Consider the following 18,527-nt stretch of genomic DNA (forward strand, 5'->3'; position numbering starts at 1 on the left):
GGCGCAGCGCCGCCTGGCGGAGGCCGAGGCCGCGCGCCGCGCCGAACAGGCCCGCATCGCGGAGGCGGCCGCACGGGCCGAGGAGGTCCGGCGGGCCGAGGCGCTGCTGCCGCCGGTGCCGGCCCAGCCCCTGGTGGTGCTGCTGCCCGGCCTCGACGCGCCGGCGCGGGTGATCCAGGGAGCGGCGGCGCCGCAGCCGCTCGGCCTGCAGGCGGTGGATTACGACGATGCCGGGACCATCCGCTTCGCCGGCACCGCCGCGCCGGGCGCCACCGTCCGCGTCTATGTGAATGACCGCCATGCCGGCGATGCGCAGGCCGATGCCGCGGGGCGCTGGGCACTGGTGCCGGAGGAGCCGCCGGCGATCGGCCGGCACCGGCTGCGGGTGGACCAGGTGGCGGCGGCGGGGGCGGTGGCGGCGCGCATCGAGGTGCCGTTCCAGCGCGACGAGATCCCCGAGGGGTCGGTCGCCGAGGGCCGGGTCGTGGTGCAGCCGGGCAACAACCTGTGGCGGCTGGCGCGCGCGGCCTATGGCCGGGGCGTGCGCTACACCGTGATCTACGAGGCCAACCGGGAGCAGATCCGCAACCCGAACCTGATCTTCCCCGGCCAGGTCTTCGCCGTGCCGCCGACCGGGCCGGCTCAGCCCGCCGCGACGCCGGCGAGTTCCAGCCGGTCGAGATAGGGGTCGAGCGTCAGCGCGAAGCCCACCATCGCGCCGATCAGCGCGGTGGCGGTGGTCAGGCCCGGCATCTCCATCGCCGCTTCCAGCCGCAGCCGGTGGTCCGGCAGCACGCGCAGCCGCCAGCCCTGCGGCAGGTCCCCCGGCAGGCGCCCGACCTCCGCGATCGCCGCGGCGCGGCCGGGCGCGCCTTCGACCGTGTAGGGCAGGGCGCCGGCCTGGGCGGTCAGCCGCATCCGCCCGCCCTCGACCCGCGCCTCCACCCCATGCCCGCGCCAGGCGAAGCGGAGCGCGGGCGGGCGCAGGGCGGCAAGCCGGCCATCGGGCTCGACGAGGAACGGACCATGGGACAGCGGCTCCATGCGCACCATGTTGTCCGGGAATGGTGAAGGGACCATAAGCGCCGCCATGAGCCTTGCTTCAACGATCCAGATGGTCCTTGCCAAGCCGCATCCGGTGGGCAAGCCCTTCATCTATGGCGGCGCCGCGGTGGCCGTCCTCGGCTGGCTGCTGGTCGGCCCCTGGCTGTTCTGGCTGGGCGCCGCCTTCACCGCCTTCTGCCTCTACTTCTTCCGCGACCCGGAACGCGTGCCCCCGCCGCGGCCGAATGCGGTGGTGGCGCCGGCCGATGGCCGGGTGGTGCTGGTCGGCCCCGCCGTGCCGCCCGCCGAGCTCGGCCTCGGCGACGCGCCGCGCTGGCGGGTGGCGATCTTCCTGTCGGTGCTCGACGTGCATGTGAACCGCGCGCCGATCGAGGGGCGGGTGACGCGCATCGCCTATCGCCACGGCGCCTTCGTGAACGCCGCGCTCGACAAGGCGAGCGACGACAACGAGCGCAACGCGTTGGCGCTCCGCACCCCCGATGGGCGCGACCTCGCGGTGGTGCAGATCGCTGGGCTGATCGCCCGGCGCATCGTCTGCACCGTGAAGGAGGGCGACATGGTCGGCACCGGTGAGCGGTTCGGGATCATCCGCTTCGGCAGCCGCACCGACCTCTACCTCCCGGAAGGCGTGCGGCCGCTGGTCGCGGTCGGGCAGCTGATGATCGGCGGCGAGACGGTGATCGCGGAACTGCCGCCGGTGGTGCGCTGAGATGTCCGACGCCCCGAAGCGCCCGCAGCCCCTGCACCGGCTCCGCCGGCGCTTCCGGCCCCGCACGCGGCCCCGCTTCGAGGGGCTGTCCTTCAACCGGCTGATCCCGAACATCATGACCATGCTCGGCCTCTGCGCCGGGCTGGTGGCGATCCGCTTCGCGATCGACGGGCGCTGGGCGCCGGCGGCGGTGATGATCGTGGTGGCCGGGGTGATCGACGGGCTGGACGGGCGGCTGGCGCGGCTGCTGAAGGCCACCAGCCGGTTCGGCGCGGAGTTCGACAGCCTGGCGGATTTCCTCAGCTTCGGCGTCGCGCCGGCGCTGGTGCTCTACCTGTGGTCGATGCAGACCGTGGGGCCGCTGGGCTTCGTGCCCTGCCTCCTGTTCGCCGTCTGCTCCTCGCTCCGCCTCGCGCGGTTCAACGCCGCGCTTGACATCGGGCTGGAGAAGCCGAAGCCGGCCTATGCCTACAACTTCTTCACCGGCGTCCCCGCGCCGGCCGGGGCGGGCTGCGCGCTGTTCCCGCTCTTCGCCGGCCTCGCGCTCGGCGAATGGGGGTGGGAGGGGTTCGCGGGCGCTGTCCGTCACCCCGTCCTGGTCGGCACGGTGCTGGTCGTCGTCGGCGGGCTGATGGTGAGCACGCTGCCCACCTGGTCCTTCAAGAACTTCAAGGTGCCGCGCAACGCGGTGCTGCCGCTGCTGCTCGGCGTCGGCTGCTATGTCGCGCTGCTGGTGGCGGAACCCTGGGCGGCGCTGGCCGCGGCCGGGATCATCTATCTCGGCATGCTGCCCTTCTCGACCCGCTCCTACCTTACTCTCAAGCGGGAGGCGGAGGCGCTGATCGAGCAGGTGGCGGAACCGGTGGCGCCCGCCCGCGCCCCCTGACCGCCGCGGCCGCGTGGCTTGACGCCGCCGCCCGCCGCGCCACCTGCGACGGCGGGCGGAAGGAACGGGGGGCGGCGATGCCGCGCGCAATCTGGAACGGCTGGGTGATCGCGGAGGGCGATCGCTTCGAAATGGTCGAGGGCAATGTCTACTTCCCGCCCGGGGCGGTGAAGGCGGAGTTCCTGCGCCCGTCGGCCCGCACCACCGTCTGCGGCTGGAAGGGCACCGCGCGCTACCACGACGTGGTCGTGGACGGCCAGGTCAATGCCGGCGCCGCCTGGTACTACCCAGACCCGAAATCCGCCGCCGCCAACATCAAGGACCACATCGCCTTCTGGCAGGGCGTGACGGTGGAGCGTTAGGGCGTGGCGCGCGTGCCGGCGGCATGAGGGTGCGCGGAACCCTGCCCCTGCGGGTCGGCGGCCGCGCCGTCACCGTCACTGGTGGCCCCTTCGACGCCATCCCCGACGGCGCCTTCGGCGTCTGCCTCGAGGAACGGGCGGAGAAGGCCTGGCTGGCCGACCTGCTGCTGCCCGTGCCGGATTTCGGCGTGCCGGACCCGGATGCGCTGCGCGCGGCCGTGGCCGCCGTGCTCCGCCAGCTGGAGGCCGAGCCGGGCCGGCCGGTGCATGTCGGCTGCCGGGCCGGCATCGGCCGCACCGGCCTGTTCCTCGCCTGCCTCGCCCGCGCCGCTGGGGTGGAGGGCGACGCGCTCGACCATGTCCGCGCCCACTACCTGCCCGATGCGGCGGAGACCGAGGCGCAGCAGGCCATGGCGCGCGGCTTCCGCTGGCCCTGACGGGCCGGGCGGTCAGGCGCCCGGGCGCTTCGCGAGCGCGAGGCCGAGGCCGAGCGCCACCATCGCGGCGCCCGACGCCTCCCGCAGGCGGCGGATCAGCGCCGGGCGCGCCGCGGCGCCGTCGCGGATGCGGCTCGCGCCCATGGCGACGACGACATCGGCCAGGGTGTTGAGCGCGACCGACACGAAGCCGAGCACCACGAACTGCAGCGCGACACCGCCCGCGGCCGGGTCGACGAATTGCGGGACGAAGGCCAGGAAGAAGGCGGCCGTCTTCGGGTTCAGCGCCTCCACCAGGATGCCTTCGCGGAACGCCCGCCAAGGCCCGATCGCGAGCGCCGCTCCGTCCCGCAGCTCCGCCGCGGCATCCTGGCGCGCCGCGCGGATGGTGCGGAGCCCGAGCCAGACCAGGTAGCCGGCCCCGACCAGCTTCAGCGCCGTGAACATCTCCGCGCTGGCGAGCACGATGGCGGAGACGCCGAGGCCGCCGGCGAGGACATGGACCATGCCGCCCAGCCCGGTGCCGAAGCTGGAGGCGACACCTTCCGCCCGGCCGCCCGCGAGCGTGCGCGCGGCGACGTAGAAGATGCCCGGTCCGGGCGTGACCGCGAGCACGAGGGCCGCGGCGACGTAGAGGGCGAGCTGGGTCAGGTCCGGCATGGCAGCGACACCTTCAGGATACGGGGACCAGCATCCGGGGCATCGCGGCATGGCCCGGCTTCCCGGCTCATGCCGCAATCCCCGTCCCCCCGGCCGGACCGCCGCCGCGGGGCGATCCGGACCTCATGGGCGCGGGGTGCTCAGGAAAGGCCGAACTTCGCCGATGCCGCCTTGTGCAGCGCGACTCCGGCGGCGGTCTGCTGGCGGATCGCCGCGGCCGGGGCCGAGAGGTCCGCGAGCAGCTGGTACAGCCGCCGCTCGGTCGGCTTCCCGCGGGAGATGGAGGGGCGCACGTAGAACGGACTCTCCTCCGTCACCTGCGCGATCTCCGCGGCCGAGAGGGATGCGTCCTGCGGCGCGCGCTTCACGTACCACTGCCGCAGCAGCACCGGCCGGCCTTCCAGCGTCGCCAGCGCGCCCTGGCTGTTGTGGTCGAGCCGCCAGCGCAGGTTGTCGGTCACCACCTCGATCGAGATGTCGACCTCGATCCCGCTGACCCGCGCGCCCCACAGGATGTGGCCGGACTTCCCTTCCGCCTCGGGCCGCAGGCGCGGCTTGTCGCGCGCGGCCATCTTCACCTCCTCGAAGGCGGCCGCCCAGGTGGCGAGAAGCTCGCGCACGCGTTCCGGCCGTTCGATCGCCGCGAGGGCGGCGGGCGGGGGAGTGCCGCTCATCGGCGTGTCTCCACCACCACGCCGGCCGCCTTGAGGTCTGCCACTTCTGTCTCCGTGAAGCCGTGCGCGGCGAGGATGTCGTCGCCATGCTGGTTGAAGGTGGGCGGCGCGGCGCGCGTGCCGCCCGGGGTGCGGCTCATCTTGATGGGGGTGCCTAGGCCGCGGTACCAGCCGAGCTCCGTCACCATCTGCCGGTGCGCGGTATGGGGCGCGGCCATCGTCTCGTCCACATGCAGCACCGGGCCCGCGGGCACGCCGCTGCGCAGCAGGCGGTCGGTCAGCGCGTGGCCGTCCTCCTCCGCGAGCCGCGCATCGAGGATGGCGTCCAGCTCCGCCCGGTTCGTCACCCGCAGCGCGTTGGTCAGGAAGCGCGGGTCCTTCGGCAGATCCCCGAGGCCGAGGAAGTCGCAGAAGCGCCGGAAGGTCGGGTCGTTGCCGACCGCGACGAAGATCTCGCAGGTCCGCGTCCGGTATTTCGAATAGGGGCTGATGTTCGGGTGCGGATTGCCCGTGGCCTTCGGGCGGCGGTCGTTCAGGAAGAAGTTCGCCGCCTGCGGATGCAGCAGCGCCATGCCGCAGTCGTGCAGGCTCATGTCCAGGAACTGGCCCTGGCCGCTGCGCTGGCGTTCCTGCAGCGCCATCAGGATCGCGATGGCGGAGTAGAGCCCGGTGGCGAGGTCGACGATCGGCGTGCCCATCCGCGTAGGCCCGCTCGCGGCGTCGCCGTTGATCGACATCAGCCCGACCATCGCCTGGATCACCGCGTCATAGCCCGGCAGGCCACCGAGCGGCCCGTCCGCGCCGAATCCGGACACGCGGCAATGCACCAGCGCGGGGAAGCGCTTCGACAGCACCTCCTCGTAGCCGATGCCCCATTTCTCCATGCTGCCGGGCTTGTAGTTCTCGATCAGCACGTCCGCGCCTTCCAGCAGCCGCAGCAGCACCGCGCGGCCCTCCGGCCGGCCGAGGTCGAGCGCGAGGCTCCGCTTGTTGCGGTTCACGCCGATGAAGTAGCTGGCTTCCTGCCCGTGGAAGGGCGGGCCCCAGTCGCGCACCTCGTCGCCCTGCGGCGGCTCGATCTTGATGACCTCCGCGCCGTGGTCCGACAGGATCATGGTGCAGTAGGGCCCGCCGAGCACGCGGGTGAGGTCGATGACCTTCAGCCCGGCCAGCGCACCGGCGGAGCGCGCGAGGCCCTTGCCCTCGCTGGTGGGGATCGCGTCGTTCATGGGGCGGTCTTCCTGCGGATGTTGGTCACCGGTCGAGACCTCCGGCGCCCGCAGCCCGCGGCGGCTCCGCGCGCCGGTCACCGGGTGACCGGGCGAACACCCGCGCGCAGAACTCCGGATAGGTCTCCAGCATCTCGTCGCAGACGGGGCCTCGCAGCAGCGCCAGCTCCTCCGCGGTCGGGGCCGGCGTCTCCGGCACCGCGTCCGCCACGTCGAAGTCGAAGCCGGTCGCCGCGCGCACGGACTGCACGCTCTCGCCCGGATGCAGGCTGTCGAGCGTGAAGCGCGCGCGGCCGGGATGGAAGCGGAAGACGCATCTGCCGGTCACCAGCGCCTGCGCGGTGCCGCGGCGGAACACGCCGGGCGGCGAGACGCCGGGGGCGGAGACGTTGTCGACGCGCGGCACCAGCACGCGGGGCGAATGCTCCTCGCGGAACAGGATGGTGCGGGGCGTCATCATGTACATGAAGGCGCTGCCGAAGCTGCCGGGGAAGCGCACGCCGGTGCCCGGCCAGCCGCCGGTGCCGACCAGGTTGAGGTTCGCCTGCCCGTCGATCTGCCCGCCGCCCAGGAAGAACAGGTCGATGCGGCCCTGGCCCGTCAGGTCGAACAACTCGCGCGAGCCTTCGGTGAAGGGGTTGCCGCTGCGCCTGTGCAGCAGCGACAGGCGCACCGGGTGCCCCTGCCGGCGCACCAGCCAGCAGGCCGCCGCCGGGATGGGGGATGCCGCGCCCACCGCGATGTGCCGCGCGGGCGGCGCCGCGGGGTCCAGGATCAGGCGCGCCAGCGTCGTGGCCAGCAGTTCCTCCGGCCTGAACATCAGGCGGCCGCCTGCGCGACGGGGTCGAGGACGTGGCGTTCGCAATACTCGCGGAACCCCGCCTCGGTCTTCGCCAGCCGCGCATATTCCGCGACATGCGCGGCGTCGAAGCCGTATTCGTCGAGCAGCGCGACCGGCCAGGCGCCGCGCGCCGCCACGGCCACCGCCTCGATGTAGGTGGCCGAGATGCAGCCGGGCGCGAGGCGCTCATCCTCCAGCATGTTGCCGGGCACCAGGCGCTCCACGGTGGCGAGCACGCGGCGCGAGGCATGGGCCAGCGTCGCGAGTTCCCGCCTGCGGCCGACCCAGACATTGCCTTCCTCATCCGCCATCGCGCCGTGGATGGCGGCGATGTCGGGCTGCTTCGCCGGCAGCAGCACGATGGGATCGCCGCCCGGCGCCAGCGGGTTGTCGATCACCACCCAGTCGGGACGGTTGGCCAGGATGTCGCTGCCGATCAGCCCGCGCAGGGGCATGAAGGGCACGCCCTTCTCGGCCGCCTGCAGCATCGTGTGGATGGCTGGGCAGGTGGCGTCGCGCACGGTGATGGCGCCGGCCTTCAGCGCCGCCGTGAAGCGCGGCGCGAAGCCGGCCTCGCCTAGGGAGACGGCGCTGGTCTCCACCTCCGCCACGCAGCCCGCGCCGATCAGCAGGTCGGTCGCGAAGCCGGAGACGGGCACGCCGAGCAGCCGCAATCCCCTTGCGCCGCGCCGCACCAGGGCGCGCGCCAGCGCCACGGAGGGCAGGGAATTGTCGGGCGGCAGGGCCAGCAGGGCGCCGTCCGGCACGGTGGCGGCCAGCGCATCGACGGTCGGCGGGGTCATGGGCGGCTCCTCACGGCGCCTGATTAGTCCCTGCCGGCGGTGCCGCGAAGGGGGGCATCGGGCGACTCGCGCCCGGCGTGTGGCGTGCTAGCCTTCCACCCGCAACACCACCCGCGGGGGAGGGAGAAGCGCGCATGTCCGGCCATCCCGTCACGGTCGAGGGCCTGGCCGCCGAGGTCAGGGCCCTGCGCGCCCGCGTCGCCGAGCTGGAGGGGAGGCTGCTGCGCGCCTCCGCCATGCTGTCGGGCGGCGGGGCGCAGCAGCAACAGCAGCAGCAGCAGCCGGAACGTCCGCCCTGGCAGCAGCAGCAGCAGCGGATCGAGCCGGCCGAGTCCTGGTCCCTGCGCCCACCGGGGGATGTGCGGTGACGGCGCGCGGGCCGAAGGGCGGCAGGCCCGCCCCGCCACCGGCCGCGCGGCCGCCCGGCCGCCCGAAGCGCCGAGGCGGGGCTGGCGGGTTGTCGCCCGGCGTCACCATCATCGAACCGCCGGAGGGCTGGGCGCTCGGCCCCCCGGGCATCCCGCCGACCCCGGGTGGCGGGCCGAAGGGAGGGCGCGGTCCACGGGTGACGCCGCAGGCCGGGATACGGGTCGAGCCGGCGGGCGGCCGGCCGCCACGCCCGCCGCGCCCCCGGAAGGACCCGCCATGAGGCGGGGCCTTCTGCTGTTGTCCTGCCTGGCCGCGCTGGCGGGCGATGCCGGCGCGCAGGCGCCGCGCAACCGCTTCTGGCTGGAGAACCACAGCGGGGAGCCGATCCTGCGGGTCCTCCTCGCCCCCGCCGACGACCTGGCGCAGCGGGAGGAGGTGCTGGCGGAGCCATTGCCGCCGCGCGGCCGGCGCTGGATCGTGCCCCGCTCCCCGGCCTGCCACCTGGCGCTCCGGGTGGAGCCGGAATCGGGTCCCGCCATCGCGCTGATGACCTTCGATGCCTGCCGCCTGGCGCGCATCGAGGTGCCGCCCCTGTCCGCGGCGCCCCCGCCTTCCGCCGCGCCGGCCGATCCCGCGCAGCCCCGGCGCGGCCCGCGGCTGACGCTGCCGGAGCCCTGGAGCATCAGCCCGCCCGAGCCCTGGGACATCATCCCCCCCAACAGGGGACCCCGCCGATGAGCCATCCCTGGCCCGATTCCGACATCGCGCTGCTGAAGGAGGTGTACGAGCTGCAATGCACCTCCCGCATGAACGCGATCTACTACGGGCGCCGGCTGGAGGCGCTGCAGAAGGAAGCCTTCATCATGGAGGTGACCACCGCCATCACCGCCAGCGGGTCGGGCGTCGCGGCGCTGGCGCTGTGGAACCAGGGTGCGGGACAGGCGGCGTGGCAGGCGCTGGCGCTGGTCGCGGCGATCGTCGCGGTGGTGAAGCCGCTGCGCGCGCCGGGCAAGCGGATCGAGGTCTTCACCCGCCAGCAGCAGGGCTACCACGCCAACTACTTCGCCATGAAGAAGCTCGCCTTCTCGATCCGGCAGGCAGGGCTGGTGACGGACGACCACCGCAAGCGCTTCGACACCGTCTATGACCGCCACGTCCAGCTGAACACCGAGGACGAGAACAGCCCCGACGAGGAGATCCGGAAATCCGCCCAGGAGGCCGTGCGGAAGGAACTTCCCCCTGCCGAGTTCTGGTGGCCGCCCGACCCGCCCGCGCCAGCCCCCCCGGACCCGCCGCTGCCCGCCCTGACCGATGCGCGCGGCAGCGTGCCGGCCGGCCAGCCGGAACAGGCGGGCGCGCAGGCGTGACGGCGCCCGTCACGCTGCACGGGCCGCGCGTGACGCTGCGGCCCTGGCGCCTGCCGGACGACCTGGCACCGGTCTTCGCCATCAACGGCGATGCCGAGGCGATGCGCTGGTTCCCGAATGTCCATGACCGGGCGGAGAGCGACGCCTGGGGCCGGCGCATCGCCGCGAATTTCGGCGACCGCGGACATGGCTTCTGGGTGGTGGACCTGCCCGGCGAGGGAGTGGCCGGCGTGGTCGGCATCCAGCCCGTCGCCTTCCCTGCGGGTTTCAGCCCGCCAGGCCGGCCTGCCACCGAGATCGGCTGGCGCATCGCAACCCGCCTGCGCCGCCGCGGCCTGGCGGAGGAGGCCGCGCGGATCGCGCTCGCGCACGGCTTCGGCCCGGCGGGGCTCGACCGCATCGTCGCCTTCACCCCTCCGGGCAACGAGCCGTCCTGGCGGTTGATGGAGAAGCTCGGGATGCGCCGGCAGGAGGTGTTCGACCACCCCCGCCTGCCCGAGGGGCACGCGCTGCGCCCGCACCTGCTCTACGTGCTCGACCGCGCGGACTGGATCGCCGACCGGCTGGGCGGCTGACGGCGTGCCGAACCCGCGGACGGTGGAGGGTCGATAACCCGCTTGTAACCCGGCCCGGAATTGCGCACATAGCTGCCATGCGCCGCCAGGCCCTCGCGCTTGCCACCGCCGCCGCCGCGCCCCTGCTCGGGGCCGCCGTCTCGCCCGGCCGCACGCCGGGCGACGTGGAGGCGCTCGGCTGGCGCAAGATGGAATGGAACGGCATCCGCCCCGCCGACTTCAGCGCGACGCCGACGGGCGGCGTGCGGGTGCAGGGGCAGGGGCAGGGCGCCTTCGTGACCCGCCCGTTGCAGGGCGCGCCGGCCTGCCTGGCCTGGCGCTGGCGCGTCGATGCCGGCCCGCCGGCGACGGACCTGACGCGCCGCGGCGGCGATGACCGCGCCATCGCGGTCTCCATCGGCTTCTCCGCCTTCGGACCCGCGGTGGGGTTCGCCACCCGCACGCAGCACGCCGTGGCGCAGGCCTCGGCCGGCAGCCACGCCCTGCCGCGCAGCGTGCTGAGCTATGTCTGGGGCGGGTCGGGGCGGGAAGGGCCGGGCTTCTTCGCCAGCCCCTGGACCGGCGCCATCACGAAGCTGCGCGTGCTGCGCCCTGCGGATGCCCCCCGCGGGCAGTGGGTGGAGGAACGCGTGGACCTCGGCGCCGACTGGCGCGCCGCCTTCGGTGCGGGCGAGGTGCCGACGATGATGGAACTGGTCGTCTCCTCCGACGCCGAGGACACCCATGCGCGCGTCGACGCCCAGGTCGAGAACATCCGCCTCGTGCCCTGCCGGTAACGCCCGCTGGCGCCAGCCCGGCCGCTGGCACGCGGCCAGGGAACGCAGCCCGCACAGGCCTGTTCGCATCTCCGTCAGGGAGGTGCGGCAATGCGCGACGCGGCGGGCAATGGCGGGCGGGAAGCCCCTTCCTTCCTGACGGATGTGCCGGCCAGGCTGGACCGCCTGCCCTGGGACCGGTTCCACACGCTGGTCTGCATCGCGCTCGGCGTCACCTGGATCCTGGACGGGCTGGAGGTGACGCTGGTCGGCAGCCTGGCGCCGGCGATCGCGGCCAGCCCTTCCCTGCAACTGACCGAGACGCAGGTGGGGCTGACGGCATCGGCCTACCTGGTCGGCGCGGTGCTCGGCGCGCTCGGCTTCGGATGGCTGACGGACCGGCTGGGGCGGAAGAAGCTGTTCACGCTGACGGTGCTGGTCTACCTGCTGGCGACCATCGCCACCGGCTTCTCCTGGGATGTCTGGTCGCTGGCCTTCTTCCGCTTCCTGACCGGCGCGGGGATCGGCGGCGAATACGCGGCGGTGAACAGCGCCATCCAGGAACTGATCCCGGCGCGGCGGCGCGGGCAGACCGACATCGTCATCAACGGCACCTTCTGGGCGGGCGGCGCGATGGGGGCGGTGATCTCCCTCGTCGTGCTGAACCCGGCGGTGGTGGACCCCGAGATCGGCTGGCGAGCCGCCTTCATCGTGGGCGGCGCGCTGTCCTTCGTCATCCTGCTGCTGCGGCGATGGATCCCCGAGAGCCCGCGCTGGCTGATGACGCATGGGCGGCCGGAGGAGGCGGAGCGCATCGTGGCCGGGATCGAGCGCGGGGTGCAGGCGCGCCACGGCACGCTGCCGCCCTTGCAGCACGGCCCGATCCGGCTGCACCGGCGCGACCACATCACCATCGCCGAGGTGGTCGGGCTGATGTTCCGCCGCCACCGCGACCGCAGCATCCTGGCGCTGACGCTGATGGCCTGCCAGGCCTTCTGCTACAACGCGATCTTCTTCACCTACGCCCTGGTGCTGACGCGCTTCTACGACGTGCCGGCGGCGCATGTCGGCTGGTACATCCTGCCCTTCGCGCTGGGCAACCTGGCCGGGCCGCTTCTGCTGGGGCGGCTGTTCGACACGGTCGGGCGGCGGGTGATGATCACGCTGACCTATGCGCTGGCCGGCATCCTCATGGCCATCACCGGCTACGGCTTCGCGCAGGGCTGGCTGGACGCCACGACGCAGACCGCGGCCTGGACCGTGATATTCTTCTTCGCCTCCGCCGCCGCCTCCGCCGCCTACCTGACGGTGGGGGAGAGCTTCCCGCTGGAGATGCGCGCGATGGGCATCGCGGTCTTCTACGCCTTCGGCACCGGCATCGGCGGCGTCGTCGGCCCCGCCCTGTTCGGCTGGCTGATCGAGGGCGGGGAACGGGTGGACATCATGTGGGGCTACCTGTTCGGCGCGGCGTTGATGCTGGCGGCCGCGGCCACCGAATGGGTGCTCGGCTTCGCCGCCGAGGGACGCCCGCTGGAGGAGGTGGCGGAGCCGGTTTCGGCGCGGCCGCGCTGAGTGGTTCTTTTCAGTCCCGGCAACCGGCCCCATGTTGCGGGAGGAGCCCCCCGAAGCAGGTCCAGATGCCCGTCAGCAATGCCGAGTTCCGCGATGCCATGGCCCGGCTGGGCGCCGCGGTGAACGTGGTGACGACCGACGGCGCGGCGGGGCGTGCGGGCCTGACCGTCAGCGCCGTGTGCAGCGTCACCGACGACCCGCCCACCCTGCTCGTCTGCCTGAACCGCGCCAGCCGCTCGAACGCCGCCTTCAAGGCGAATGGCGTGCTCTGCGTCAACACGCTGGCGGCGGATTGCCGCGCGCTGTCGGACGCCTTCGCCGGCAAGGGCGCGTTGTCGAGCGAGGATCGCTTCGCGATGGGCCGATGGACGACGCTGGCCACCGGCGCGCCGGTGCTGGCCGACGCCTCCGTCGTGTCCTTCGACTGCCGCGTCGCGGAGGTGCTGGAGAAGGGCACGCACAGCGTCTTCTTCGCGGAGATCCAGGCGATCCGCCAGGGCGGGCCCGGCGGGGCGCTGATCTGGTACGGGCGCGGCTACCACCCGGTCGGGCATGGGGCCGACGCGGCGTAGCCGCCGCTACCACTCGCCGTAGAACACGCCGGCCGCCTTGTGGCGGTCGGTGCGCAGCTCCGCCTCGGCCCAGGTCAGCGTCGTGCGGCGCTTGAGCCCGGTGAACCAGCCGAGCAGCGCCTCCCTCATCGCCCCGCGCACCGCCTCATGCGCGGGATCGGCGCCGATGTCGTGGAACTCCTCCGGATCGGCCGCGAGGTCGAAGAGCTGCGGGCGGTGGCCGCTGGTCCAGTGGACGTATTTCCACCGCGCGTCGCGGATCATCCAGGCATGGTGCTGCCCGGTGGGGTGGCCGAGCCGGCGGCGGGCGCCGCGGAAGGTCCAGTCCAGCTCGCTGACCACATGCCCGCGCCAGGGCGGCGCTTCGCCGCGCGTCAGCGCCAGCAGCGACCGCCCCTCCACCAGGTGCTCCGCGGGGTCGAGCGCGAGCGCATCGAGGATGGTGGGCACCACGTCGATCGCCTCGACGAAGCGGGCATCCTCCGTCCCGCGCGTCGCCTCCGCGGCGGGCGAGGGGTCGTACAGCAGGAAGGGCACGCGCTGCACGCAGTCGTGGAACAGCTCCTTCTCCCCCATCCAGTGGTCACCGAGGTAGTCGCCATGGTCCGAGCAGAAGACGACCAGCGTGTCGCGCCAGCGCCCCAGCCGCTCCATCGCGTCCCAAACGCGGCCGAGATGGTGGTCGAGCTGCGAGAGCAGCCCCTGATAGGCGGGCCGCACGGTCGCGATGCAGTCGTCGTTCCGGAAGTTCCGCGACACCTCCTCGTTCTGCCATTCGCGGAACATCGGATGCGCGGAGGGGCCGCGTTCGGCGTCGTGGCGCGACACCGGCAGGCATTGGTCGGGCGAGTACATCGCGTGGTAGGGCGCGGGCGCCACATAGGGCCAGTGCGGCTTCACGTAGGAAAGGTGCAGCACCCAGGGCGCATCGCCCTGCGCCGCCATGAAGTCGATCGCCTGGTCGGTGGTGTAGGCGGTCTCGCTGTGCTCCTCCCGCACGCGGGCGGGAAGGCGGGCGTTGCGCATCTTCCAGCCGCTCAGCACGCGGCCCTGCGCGTCCTCCACGGCGATGACGTAGTCGGTCCAGGGGTCCTTGCTGTCGTAGCCCTGCCGGCGCAGCCAATGGGCATAGGCGCTGTCGGGTTCGGCGTGGTGGCCATCGTGGCGGTCGACCAGGGTGAACCAGCCTTCCTTCAGCAGCGCCGCCAGGTCGTGCTGGCCGTCGAGCTGCAGGCGCTTCATCCCGCGCGCATCCGGCAGCACATGCGTCTTGCCGGCCAGCGCCAGGGTGCGGCCGGCCTCCCGCAGGTGCCAGCCCAGCGTCACCTCGCCGACGGACAGCGGGACCCGGTTATGCGTCGCGCCGTGGGAGGAGACGTAGCGGCCGGTGTAGTAGGACATGCGCGACGGCCCGCAGATTCCGGACTGCACATAGGCCTGGGTGAAGCGCACCCCGCGCGCGGCCAGCGCATCGATGTTGGGCGTCCGCAGGAAGGGATGCCCGGCGCAGCCCATGTGGTCCCAGCGCAACTGGTCGCACATGATGAAGAGCACGTTGCGGATGGCGGTCATTCGGGTGCACATCTCCCTGCGCGTCGGCCGGAGTTTGCCCCCAGCCCCACCCTTCCCCGCAAGCCGGGGGGGAGGCGTCGCGGCAGGGAACGGCGTGACGGCGGCAGGGGGAGGACAGGCATGATCACGCGCCGGGACATGGCCATCCTCGCCGCGGGCGCCCCCCTGGCGGGGCGCGCGGCCGCGCAGGGCGAGCCCATCCGCCTGGTCGTCAACTTCCCGCCGGGCGGCGCGCTCGACGGCTCCGCGCGGCTGCTGGCCGACCATGCGGCGCGGGAGGGGCGCGGGACCGTGGTGGTGGAGAACCGGGTGGGCGCGGGCGGCAACCTTGGCGCCGCCGCGGTGGCCCGCGCGCGGCCGGACGGGCGCACGCTGCTCGCCACCATCGACACCACGCTGACCGTCAACCCGCATCTGTACCGGGAGATGGGGTTCGACCCGCTCGGCGACCTCGTGCCGGTGGCGGGGCTCGGCGCCTTCCAGCTGGTGCTGCTGGTGCATCCGTCCCACCCGGCGGCGACGCTGGCGGAATTCCTCGCCCGCGCGCGGCAGGCGCCGCTGTTCTATTCCTCGGCCGGCGTCGGCTCGCCCGGGCATCTGGCGATGGAGCACCTGCGCCAGGTCGCCGGCCTGCCTGCCGGCGCGCTGGAGAACGTGTCCCAGCGCGGCAATGCGGAGGCGCTGACGGCGCTCGTCTCCGGCACCGTGCCGGCGGGCTTCCTGGCGATCGGCGGCGGGCCGGACCTGGTGCGGTCGGGGCGGCTGCGCGCGCTCGCCGTCTCCGGCCCGCGCCGCGCGGGCGTGCTGCCGGAGGTGCCGACGGTGGCGGAATCCGGCTTCCCCGGCTTCGATGTCCGCATCGCCAACCTGCTGCTCGCGCCTCGCGGCACGCCGGAGGGCGTGGTGGCCGACTGGGCCGGGCTGGCGCGCGCCGCGCTGGCCACCGAGGCGGCGCGTGCGCGGCTTGCCGCCTGGGGGATCGACCCTGCGGAGGGCGATCCCGCCGCCTTCGTCGCGGCGGCGCATGGGCGCTGGGCGCGCGTGGTGCGCGACGCCGGGATGCGCCTGGAATAAGGCAGGCCGCCCCGGCCGCATTTCGTCCCGCTTTCGCCCCGCCTTCGGGACTTCGGCCGTCCTGCCCTGCTCCGCTGCCTGCCTCACCAGCGGGGCGCGGCGACGATGCGACACCTTCTCGGCCTCCTGCTCCTGCCGCTCCTCGCGGTCCCGGCCGCGGGGCGGGAGCGGCCCGCGATGCTGGTCCGGCTGCCGGAGCCCGCCGGCCTCGGGCGGCTGCTGCTGCCGCCCGAGGGCCGCACCGGCCCGCTGGCCGTGCTGCTGCCCGACGCGCTCGGCGATGACGGCCGCGCCGAGCCCTATGCCGAGGCGCTGTCGGCGCGGGGGATCGCGAGCCTGACGCTCGGCCTCGCGGGGGATGCGGATGGCCCGGGCGTCGCCGGCATGGACCCGGCCGCGGCCCCCGCCGCGGTGCCGGTCGCCCTTGCCTGGGCCGAGGCGGCGGGCTTCGACCCCGGGCGGATCGCGCTGGTCGGCTTCGGCGCGGGGGGGCGCGCCGTGCTGGCCGCCGCGGCGGGACGGCCGGGCGTGGCGCTCTACCCCGGCTGCCGCGGGCTTCCGCGACCCGCCGCGCCCGCCTGGCTGCTGGTGGGGGAGGATGCGCCGGACGCGGCCGCCTGCGCCGGGTTCGACGCGCCGCCGGGCGTCGCGCTGCGGCTGCTGCCCGGCCTCGGCCATGGCTGGGACGTACCGGCCGCCGGGGAGGTGCTGCTGCTGCCCGACCCCGCCGGCGACACCCGCCTCCGCGCGCAGGTGGACCTGCCCGGGGCGATCGCGGTCGCCGACCTCGTCGCCGCCACCATCGAGGGCGCCTTCGGCGCGCGCCAGGCGGTGGCGCGGTGATCCCCGCATCCGATCGCGGCCGGGCCCCCGCGCGTCAGCGCGCGAAGCTCCGGCACGCCGCGGCGCGCGGCGATGCGGCGGCGGCGGAAGCGGCGGCGCGCGCCCTCGCGCTCGGCCTGCTGCGGCAGGCGCTGGGGCCCGTGCTGGCGCCGCTGCGGCGGGAGGTGTCGCTGCTCGCGCTGCTCGCCGCGCTGCTGCTGGGCGAGGCGGCGGGCCTGACGCCGCGCGTCCTGCCGGTCGCGCGGGCCGGGGCGACGGGGGCGCTGGCGGGGTTGCTGGCGCCATGACCGTGCGCCTCGGCGAAGCGGCCCTGCATGCCCGCGCCCGCGACCTGCGCGAGGAGACGTCGCCCCCCCTGTCGCCGCGCGGGATCTTCCCCGGCTGGTATGTCGTGGCCGGGGCCTTCCTCGTGCTGATGGTGGGGTTCGGCGCGATCTATTCCTACGCCGCCTTCGCGGAGGGGATCGCGGCCGAGTTCGGCTCCTCCCGCGGGTCGGTCACGCTGGTCTATGCGCTGAGCGGGGCGAGCTGCTTCTTCGTCTCGGCGCTGACCGGGCCGCTGGCGGACCGGATCGGCGCGCGGGTGCTGGCGGGCGCGGGGATGCTGCTGGTCGGGCTCGGGCTGATGGTGGCGGCCACCGCCCGCACGCTGGTCGAGGTCTATGTCGGCTACGGCGTGCTGACCGGACTCGGCACCGGCTTCGCCTACGTCCCCGCGATGGCGGCGGTGCAGCGCTGGTTCGTGGCGCATCGCGGGCTTGCCTCGGGCCTCGCGGTCAGCGGCATCGGCATCGGCACCGCGCTGGTGCCGCCGGCGACCGACGCGCTGTCGGTCCTTGGCGACTGGCGCGTGGCCTTCGTCGCCTCCGGCGCGCTGGCGGCGCTGGTGGGGCTCGGCGGGGCGGCGCTGCTGCGGCCGGTGCCCGGGCGGGCGCCGGAGTGTCCGGCGCGGCCGACGCCGCCGCCCGTGGTCGGCGGCCGCGACTTCGCCTTCGCCTATGCCGGCACGCTCCTCGTCTCGCTGCCCGCGACGCTGCCGCATGCGCTGCTGGTGGCGACGGCGCGGGACCTCGGCATCGGCTGGCACGAGGCGGTGGCGCTGCTGGGGCTGATCGGGCTCGGCACCATCGCGGGGCGCTGCGCGATCGCGGTGCTGGCGGATGCGGTGGGGCGGCGCGGGGTGTTCCTGGCCTGCTGCGCGGGGATGGCGATGTCCATGCTGGTCTGGGCGCTGGCGGCGGATGAGGCGGTGCTGCAGGCCTTCGCGCTGGGCTTCGGCGCGCTGCAGGGCGGCTTCGTCGCGCTGCTGCCGGCCTTCGTGGCGGACAGCTTCGGTGCGCGGTCGGTGGGGGGCGTGCTGGGCGTGCTCTACACCAGCCGCGGCGTCGCGCTGCTGGCGGCACCGCCGGCCCTGGCCTTCGGCATCGCGCTGCTGGCCGGGCATGCGCTGCCGCTGGTGGCGATCGCGGCGCTGGGCATGGCGGGGACGCTGCTGCTGGCGCGCGTGCGCCGCGGCGCGGTCAGCGCGGCAGCGCCGCCAGCCGATCGCCGATGACCTCGCCGAGGCAGCGCGCCACCTCGGCCGCGATGCCTTCCGCCGCGCAGGCCTCCCGCTCCCGCTCGTAGCCGGCATGGGCGGCAAGCAGCGCGTCCCGCGCCGCTTCGCCGGCGGCCAGGCGGTTGGTGCGCGCGACCAGTTCGGCTTCGCGCGCGCGCAGCGCCGCATCCGCGCAGAGCGCGGCGCCGACCAGGTCCCGCCCCGCCGCGCCGCAGCCGCGCGGCCGCGCGGGGCCGGGCGCCGGGGCAGGCGCGGCGGCGGCCGGGGCGGGCTTGTCGGCCGGTGCCGCATCCAGCGCCTGCGCGCGCTGCGTCATCTGGCGCAGCAGGCAGGCTTCCGGCTTCTCCGTCCCGGTGTTGCAGGCGCGGCGGTCGCGCAGCCAGGCGCGCTGGTCGGCCAGCATCGCCTGGCGCCGGGCGTCGTCGATGCCGTCGGTGCGGGCCCGCCAGGCGGCGGCGATGCGGCGGTCGAGCGCGGCGAGCGCGGGGTCGGCGCAGATCGCGCGTTCGTCCCACGCGGTCGCGCGGGCGCAGTCGAAGGAGGGCTGCGCCCGCGCGGGCAGCGCGGCGGCCACCAGGAACAGGGCGACCGCCGCGGCGCGCAC

The 18,527-nt window shown here is 74.6% G+C and carries 24 protein-coding genes; 16 read left to right on the forward strand and 8 right to left on the reverse strand.

Features of this window, described 5'->3' with window-relative positions; genetic code table 11:
- Positions 1–685 (forward strand): LysM peptidoglycan-binding domain-containing protein (locus ACK8OX_RS22500; protein ID WP_430666505.1); only part of this gene is annotated, 685 nt, incomplete at its 5' end.
- Here the strand turns inward: ACK8OX_RS22500 and ACK8OX_RS22505 are convergent.
- Positions 643–1,044 (reverse strand): hypothetical protein, encoded by a 402-nt coding sequence (locus ACK8OX_RS22505; RefSeq protein ID WP_430666506.1) that lies wholly within the window; start codon positions 1,042–1,044, stop codon positions 643–645. The two genes, ACK8OX_RS22500 and ACK8OX_RS22505, sit on opposite strands and share 43 nt — an antisense overlap.
- A 46-nt stretch (positions 1,045–1,090) precedes the next feature.
- On the opposite strand from ACK8OX_RS22505, the gene ACK8OX_RS22510 reads away from it, so the two are divergent.
- The 4 genes from ACK8OX_RS22510 to ACK8OX_RS22525 all read left to right on the forward strand — a co-directional run bounded on the left by ACK8OX_RS22510 (position 1,091) and on the right by ACK8OX_RS22525 (position 3,459).
- Positions 1,091–1,774, forward strand: coding sequence for a phosphatidylserine decarboxylase (locus tag ACK8OX_RS22510; RefSeq protein WP_430666507.1), 684 nt, complete (start codon positions 1,091–1,093; stop codon positions 1,772–1,774).
- Between the two features lies 1 nt (position 1,775).
- A complete protein-coding gene (locus tag ACK8OX_RS22515; RefSeq protein ID WP_430666508.1) occupies positions 1,776–2,660 on the forward strand; it encodes a CDP-alcohol phosphatidyltransferase family protein in 885 nt (294 codons plus the stop codon).
- A 77-nt stretch (positions 2,661–2,737) separates the two neighbouring features.
- The gene (locus tag ACK8OX_RS22520; RefSeq protein ID WP_430666509.1) at positions 2,738–3,022 is read left to right on the forward strand and encodes a DUF427 domain-containing protein; all 285 of its coding nucleotides are present in this window, start codon (positions 2,738–2,740) and stop codon (positions 3,020–3,022) included.
- Between the two features lie 23 nt (positions 3,023–3,045).
- A complete protein-coding gene (locus ACK8OX_RS22525) occupies positions 3,046–3,459 on the forward strand; it encodes a protein-tyrosine phosphatase family protein (protein WP_430666510.1) in 414 nt (137 codons plus the stop codon).
- 12 nt (positions 3,460–3,471) lie between these two features.
- Here the strand turns inward: ACK8OX_RS22525 and ACK8OX_RS22530 are convergent, their stop codons facing one another.
- The 5 genes from ACK8OX_RS22530 to ACK8OX_RS22550 form a co-directional block, all read right to left on the reverse strand.
- The gene (locus ACK8OX_RS22530) at positions 3,472–4,119 is read right to left on the reverse strand and encodes a LysE family translocator (protein ID WP_430666511.1); all 648 of its coding nucleotides are present in this window, start codon (positions 4,117–4,119) and stop codon (positions 3,472–3,474) included.
- Positions 4,120–4,259: 140 nt separating this feature from the next.
- On the reverse strand, positions 4,260–4,793 hold the full coding sequence (locus tag ACK8OX_RS22535; protein ID WP_430666512.1) for a hypothetical protein: 534 nt from the start codon (positions 4,791–4,793) through the stop codon (positions 4,260–4,262).
- Positions 4,790–6,022: a CaiB/BaiF CoA transferase family protein gene (locus ACK8OX_RS22540; protein WP_430666513.1), complete on the reverse strand. Its 1,233-nt coding sequence runs from the start codon at positions 6,020–6,022 to the stop codon at positions 4,790–4,792. Before ACK8OX_RS22540 ends, ACK8OX_RS22535 begins: the two co-directional genes overlap by 4 nt.
- A 25-nt stretch (positions 6,023–6,047) precedes the next feature.
- Complete coding sequence (locus ACK8OX_RS22545) at positions 6,048–6,842, reverse strand: CoA-transferase (RefSeq protein WP_430666514.1); 795 nt, start codon at positions 6,840–6,842, stop codon at positions 6,048–6,050.
- Entirely contained in the window at positions 6,842–7,666 is an 825-nt protein-coding gene (locus tag ACK8OX_RS22550; RefSeq protein ID WP_430666515.1) for a CoA transferase, read from the reverse strand. The genes ACK8OX_RS22545 and ACK8OX_RS22550 overlap by 1 nt, the downstream gene beginning before the upstream one ends.
- Positions 7,667–7,800: 134 nt before the next feature.
- Here ACK8OX_RS22550 and ACK8OX_RS22555 point away from each other — a divergent pair, with 134 nt between their 5' ends.
- The 7 genes from ACK8OX_RS22555 to ACK8OX_RS22585 all read left to right on the forward strand — a co-directional run bounded on the left by ACK8OX_RS22555 (position 7,801) and on the right by ACK8OX_RS22585 (position 12,876).
- Positions 7,801–8,034 carry a hypothetical protein gene (locus ACK8OX_RS22555; RefSeq protein WP_430666516.1) on the forward strand — a complete coding sequence of 78 codons (234 nt, stop codon included), beginning with the start codon at positions 7,801–7,803 and terminating at the stop codon, positions 8,032–8,034.
- A 277-nt stretch (positions 8,035–8,311) separates the two neighbouring features.
- Positions 8,312–8,773, forward strand: a complete 462-nt coding sequence (locus tag ACK8OX_RS22560; protein WP_430666517.1) for a hypothetical protein — start codon at positions 8,312–8,314, stop codon at positions 8,771–8,773.
- Complete coding sequence (locus tag ACK8OX_RS22565; protein ID WP_430666518.1) at positions 8,770–9,402, forward strand: hypothetical protein; 633 nt, start codon at positions 8,770–8,772, stop codon at positions 9,400–9,402. Before ACK8OX_RS22560 ends, ACK8OX_RS22565 begins: the two co-directional genes overlap by 4 nt.
- Positions 9,399–9,977, forward strand: a complete 579-nt coding sequence (locus tag ACK8OX_RS22570; RefSeq protein WP_430666519.1) for a GNAT family N-acetyltransferase — start codon at positions 9,399–9,401, stop codon at positions 9,975–9,977. Before ACK8OX_RS22565 ends, ACK8OX_RS22570 begins: the two co-directional genes overlap by 4 nt.
- A 77-nt stretch (positions 9,978–10,054) precedes the next feature.
- On the forward strand, positions 10,055–10,753 hold the full coding sequence (locus ACK8OX_RS22575; RefSeq protein WP_430666520.1) for a DUF3047 domain-containing protein: 699 nt from the start codon (positions 10,055–10,057) through the stop codon (positions 10,751–10,753).
- Positions 10,754–10,843: 90 nt separating this feature from the next.
- Entirely contained in the window at positions 10,844–12,304 is a 1,461-nt protein-coding gene (locus tag ACK8OX_RS22580) for an MFS transporter (protein WP_430666521.1), read from the forward strand.
- Between the two features lie 65 nt (positions 12,305–12,369).
- Positions 12,370–12,876, forward strand: a complete 507-nt coding sequence (locus ACK8OX_RS22585) for a flavin reductase (RefSeq protein WP_430666522.1) — start codon at positions 12,370–12,372, stop codon at positions 12,874–12,876.
- A 6-nt stretch (positions 12,877–12,882) separates the two neighbouring features.
- Here ACK8OX_RS22585 and ACK8OX_RS22590 read toward each other — a convergent pair whose 3' ends face one another.
- Positions 12,883–14,448 (reverse strand): sulfatase-like hydrolase/transferase, encoded by a 1,566-nt coding sequence (locus ACK8OX_RS22590; protein WP_430666523.1) that lies wholly within the window; start codon positions 14,446–14,448, stop codon positions 12,883–12,885.
- A 120-nt stretch (positions 14,449–14,568) separates the two neighbouring features.
- Here ACK8OX_RS22590 and ACK8OX_RS22595 point away from each other — a divergent pair, with 120 nt between their 5' ends.
- The 4 genes from ACK8OX_RS22595 (at position 14,569) to ACK8OX_RS22610 (ending at position 17,920) form a co-directional block, all read left to right on the forward strand.
- A complete protein-coding gene (locus ACK8OX_RS22595; RefSeq protein ID WP_430666524.1) occupies positions 14,569–15,522 on the forward strand; it encodes a Bug family tripartite tricarboxylate transporter substrate binding protein in 954 nt (317 codons plus the stop codon).
- 105 nt (positions 15,523–15,627) lie between these two features.
- Positions 15,628–16,365, forward strand: a complete 738-nt coding sequence (locus ACK8OX_RS22600; RefSeq protein ID WP_430666525.1) for a hypothetical protein — start codon at positions 15,628–15,630, stop codon at positions 16,363–16,365.
- Entirely contained in the window at positions 16,362–16,652 is a 291-nt protein-coding gene (locus tag ACK8OX_RS22605; RefSeq protein WP_430666526.1) for a hypothetical protein, read from the forward strand. The genes ACK8OX_RS22600 and ACK8OX_RS22605 overlap by 4 nt, the downstream gene beginning before the upstream one ends.
- Positions 16,649–17,920 (forward strand): MFS transporter, encoded by a 1,272-nt coding sequence (locus ACK8OX_RS22610; RefSeq protein WP_430666527.1) that lies wholly within the window; start codon positions 16,649–16,651, stop codon positions 17,918–17,920. The genes ACK8OX_RS22605 and ACK8OX_RS22610 overlap by 4 nt, the downstream gene beginning before the upstream one ends.
- Here ACK8OX_RS22610 and ACK8OX_RS22615 read toward each other — a convergent pair.
- Entirely contained in the window at positions 17,886–18,527 is a 642-nt protein-coding gene (locus ACK8OX_RS22615; protein ID WP_430666528.1) for a hypothetical protein, read from the reverse strand. The two genes, ACK8OX_RS22610 and ACK8OX_RS22615, sit on opposite strands and share 35 nt — an antisense overlap.

It is taken from the genome of Falsiroseomonas sp. CW058 (assembly GCF_050563535.1).
In the GTDB taxonomy this organism is placed as follows: domain Bacteria; phylum Pseudomonadota; class Alphaproteobacteria; order Acetobacterales; family Acetobacteraceae; genus Falsiroseomonas.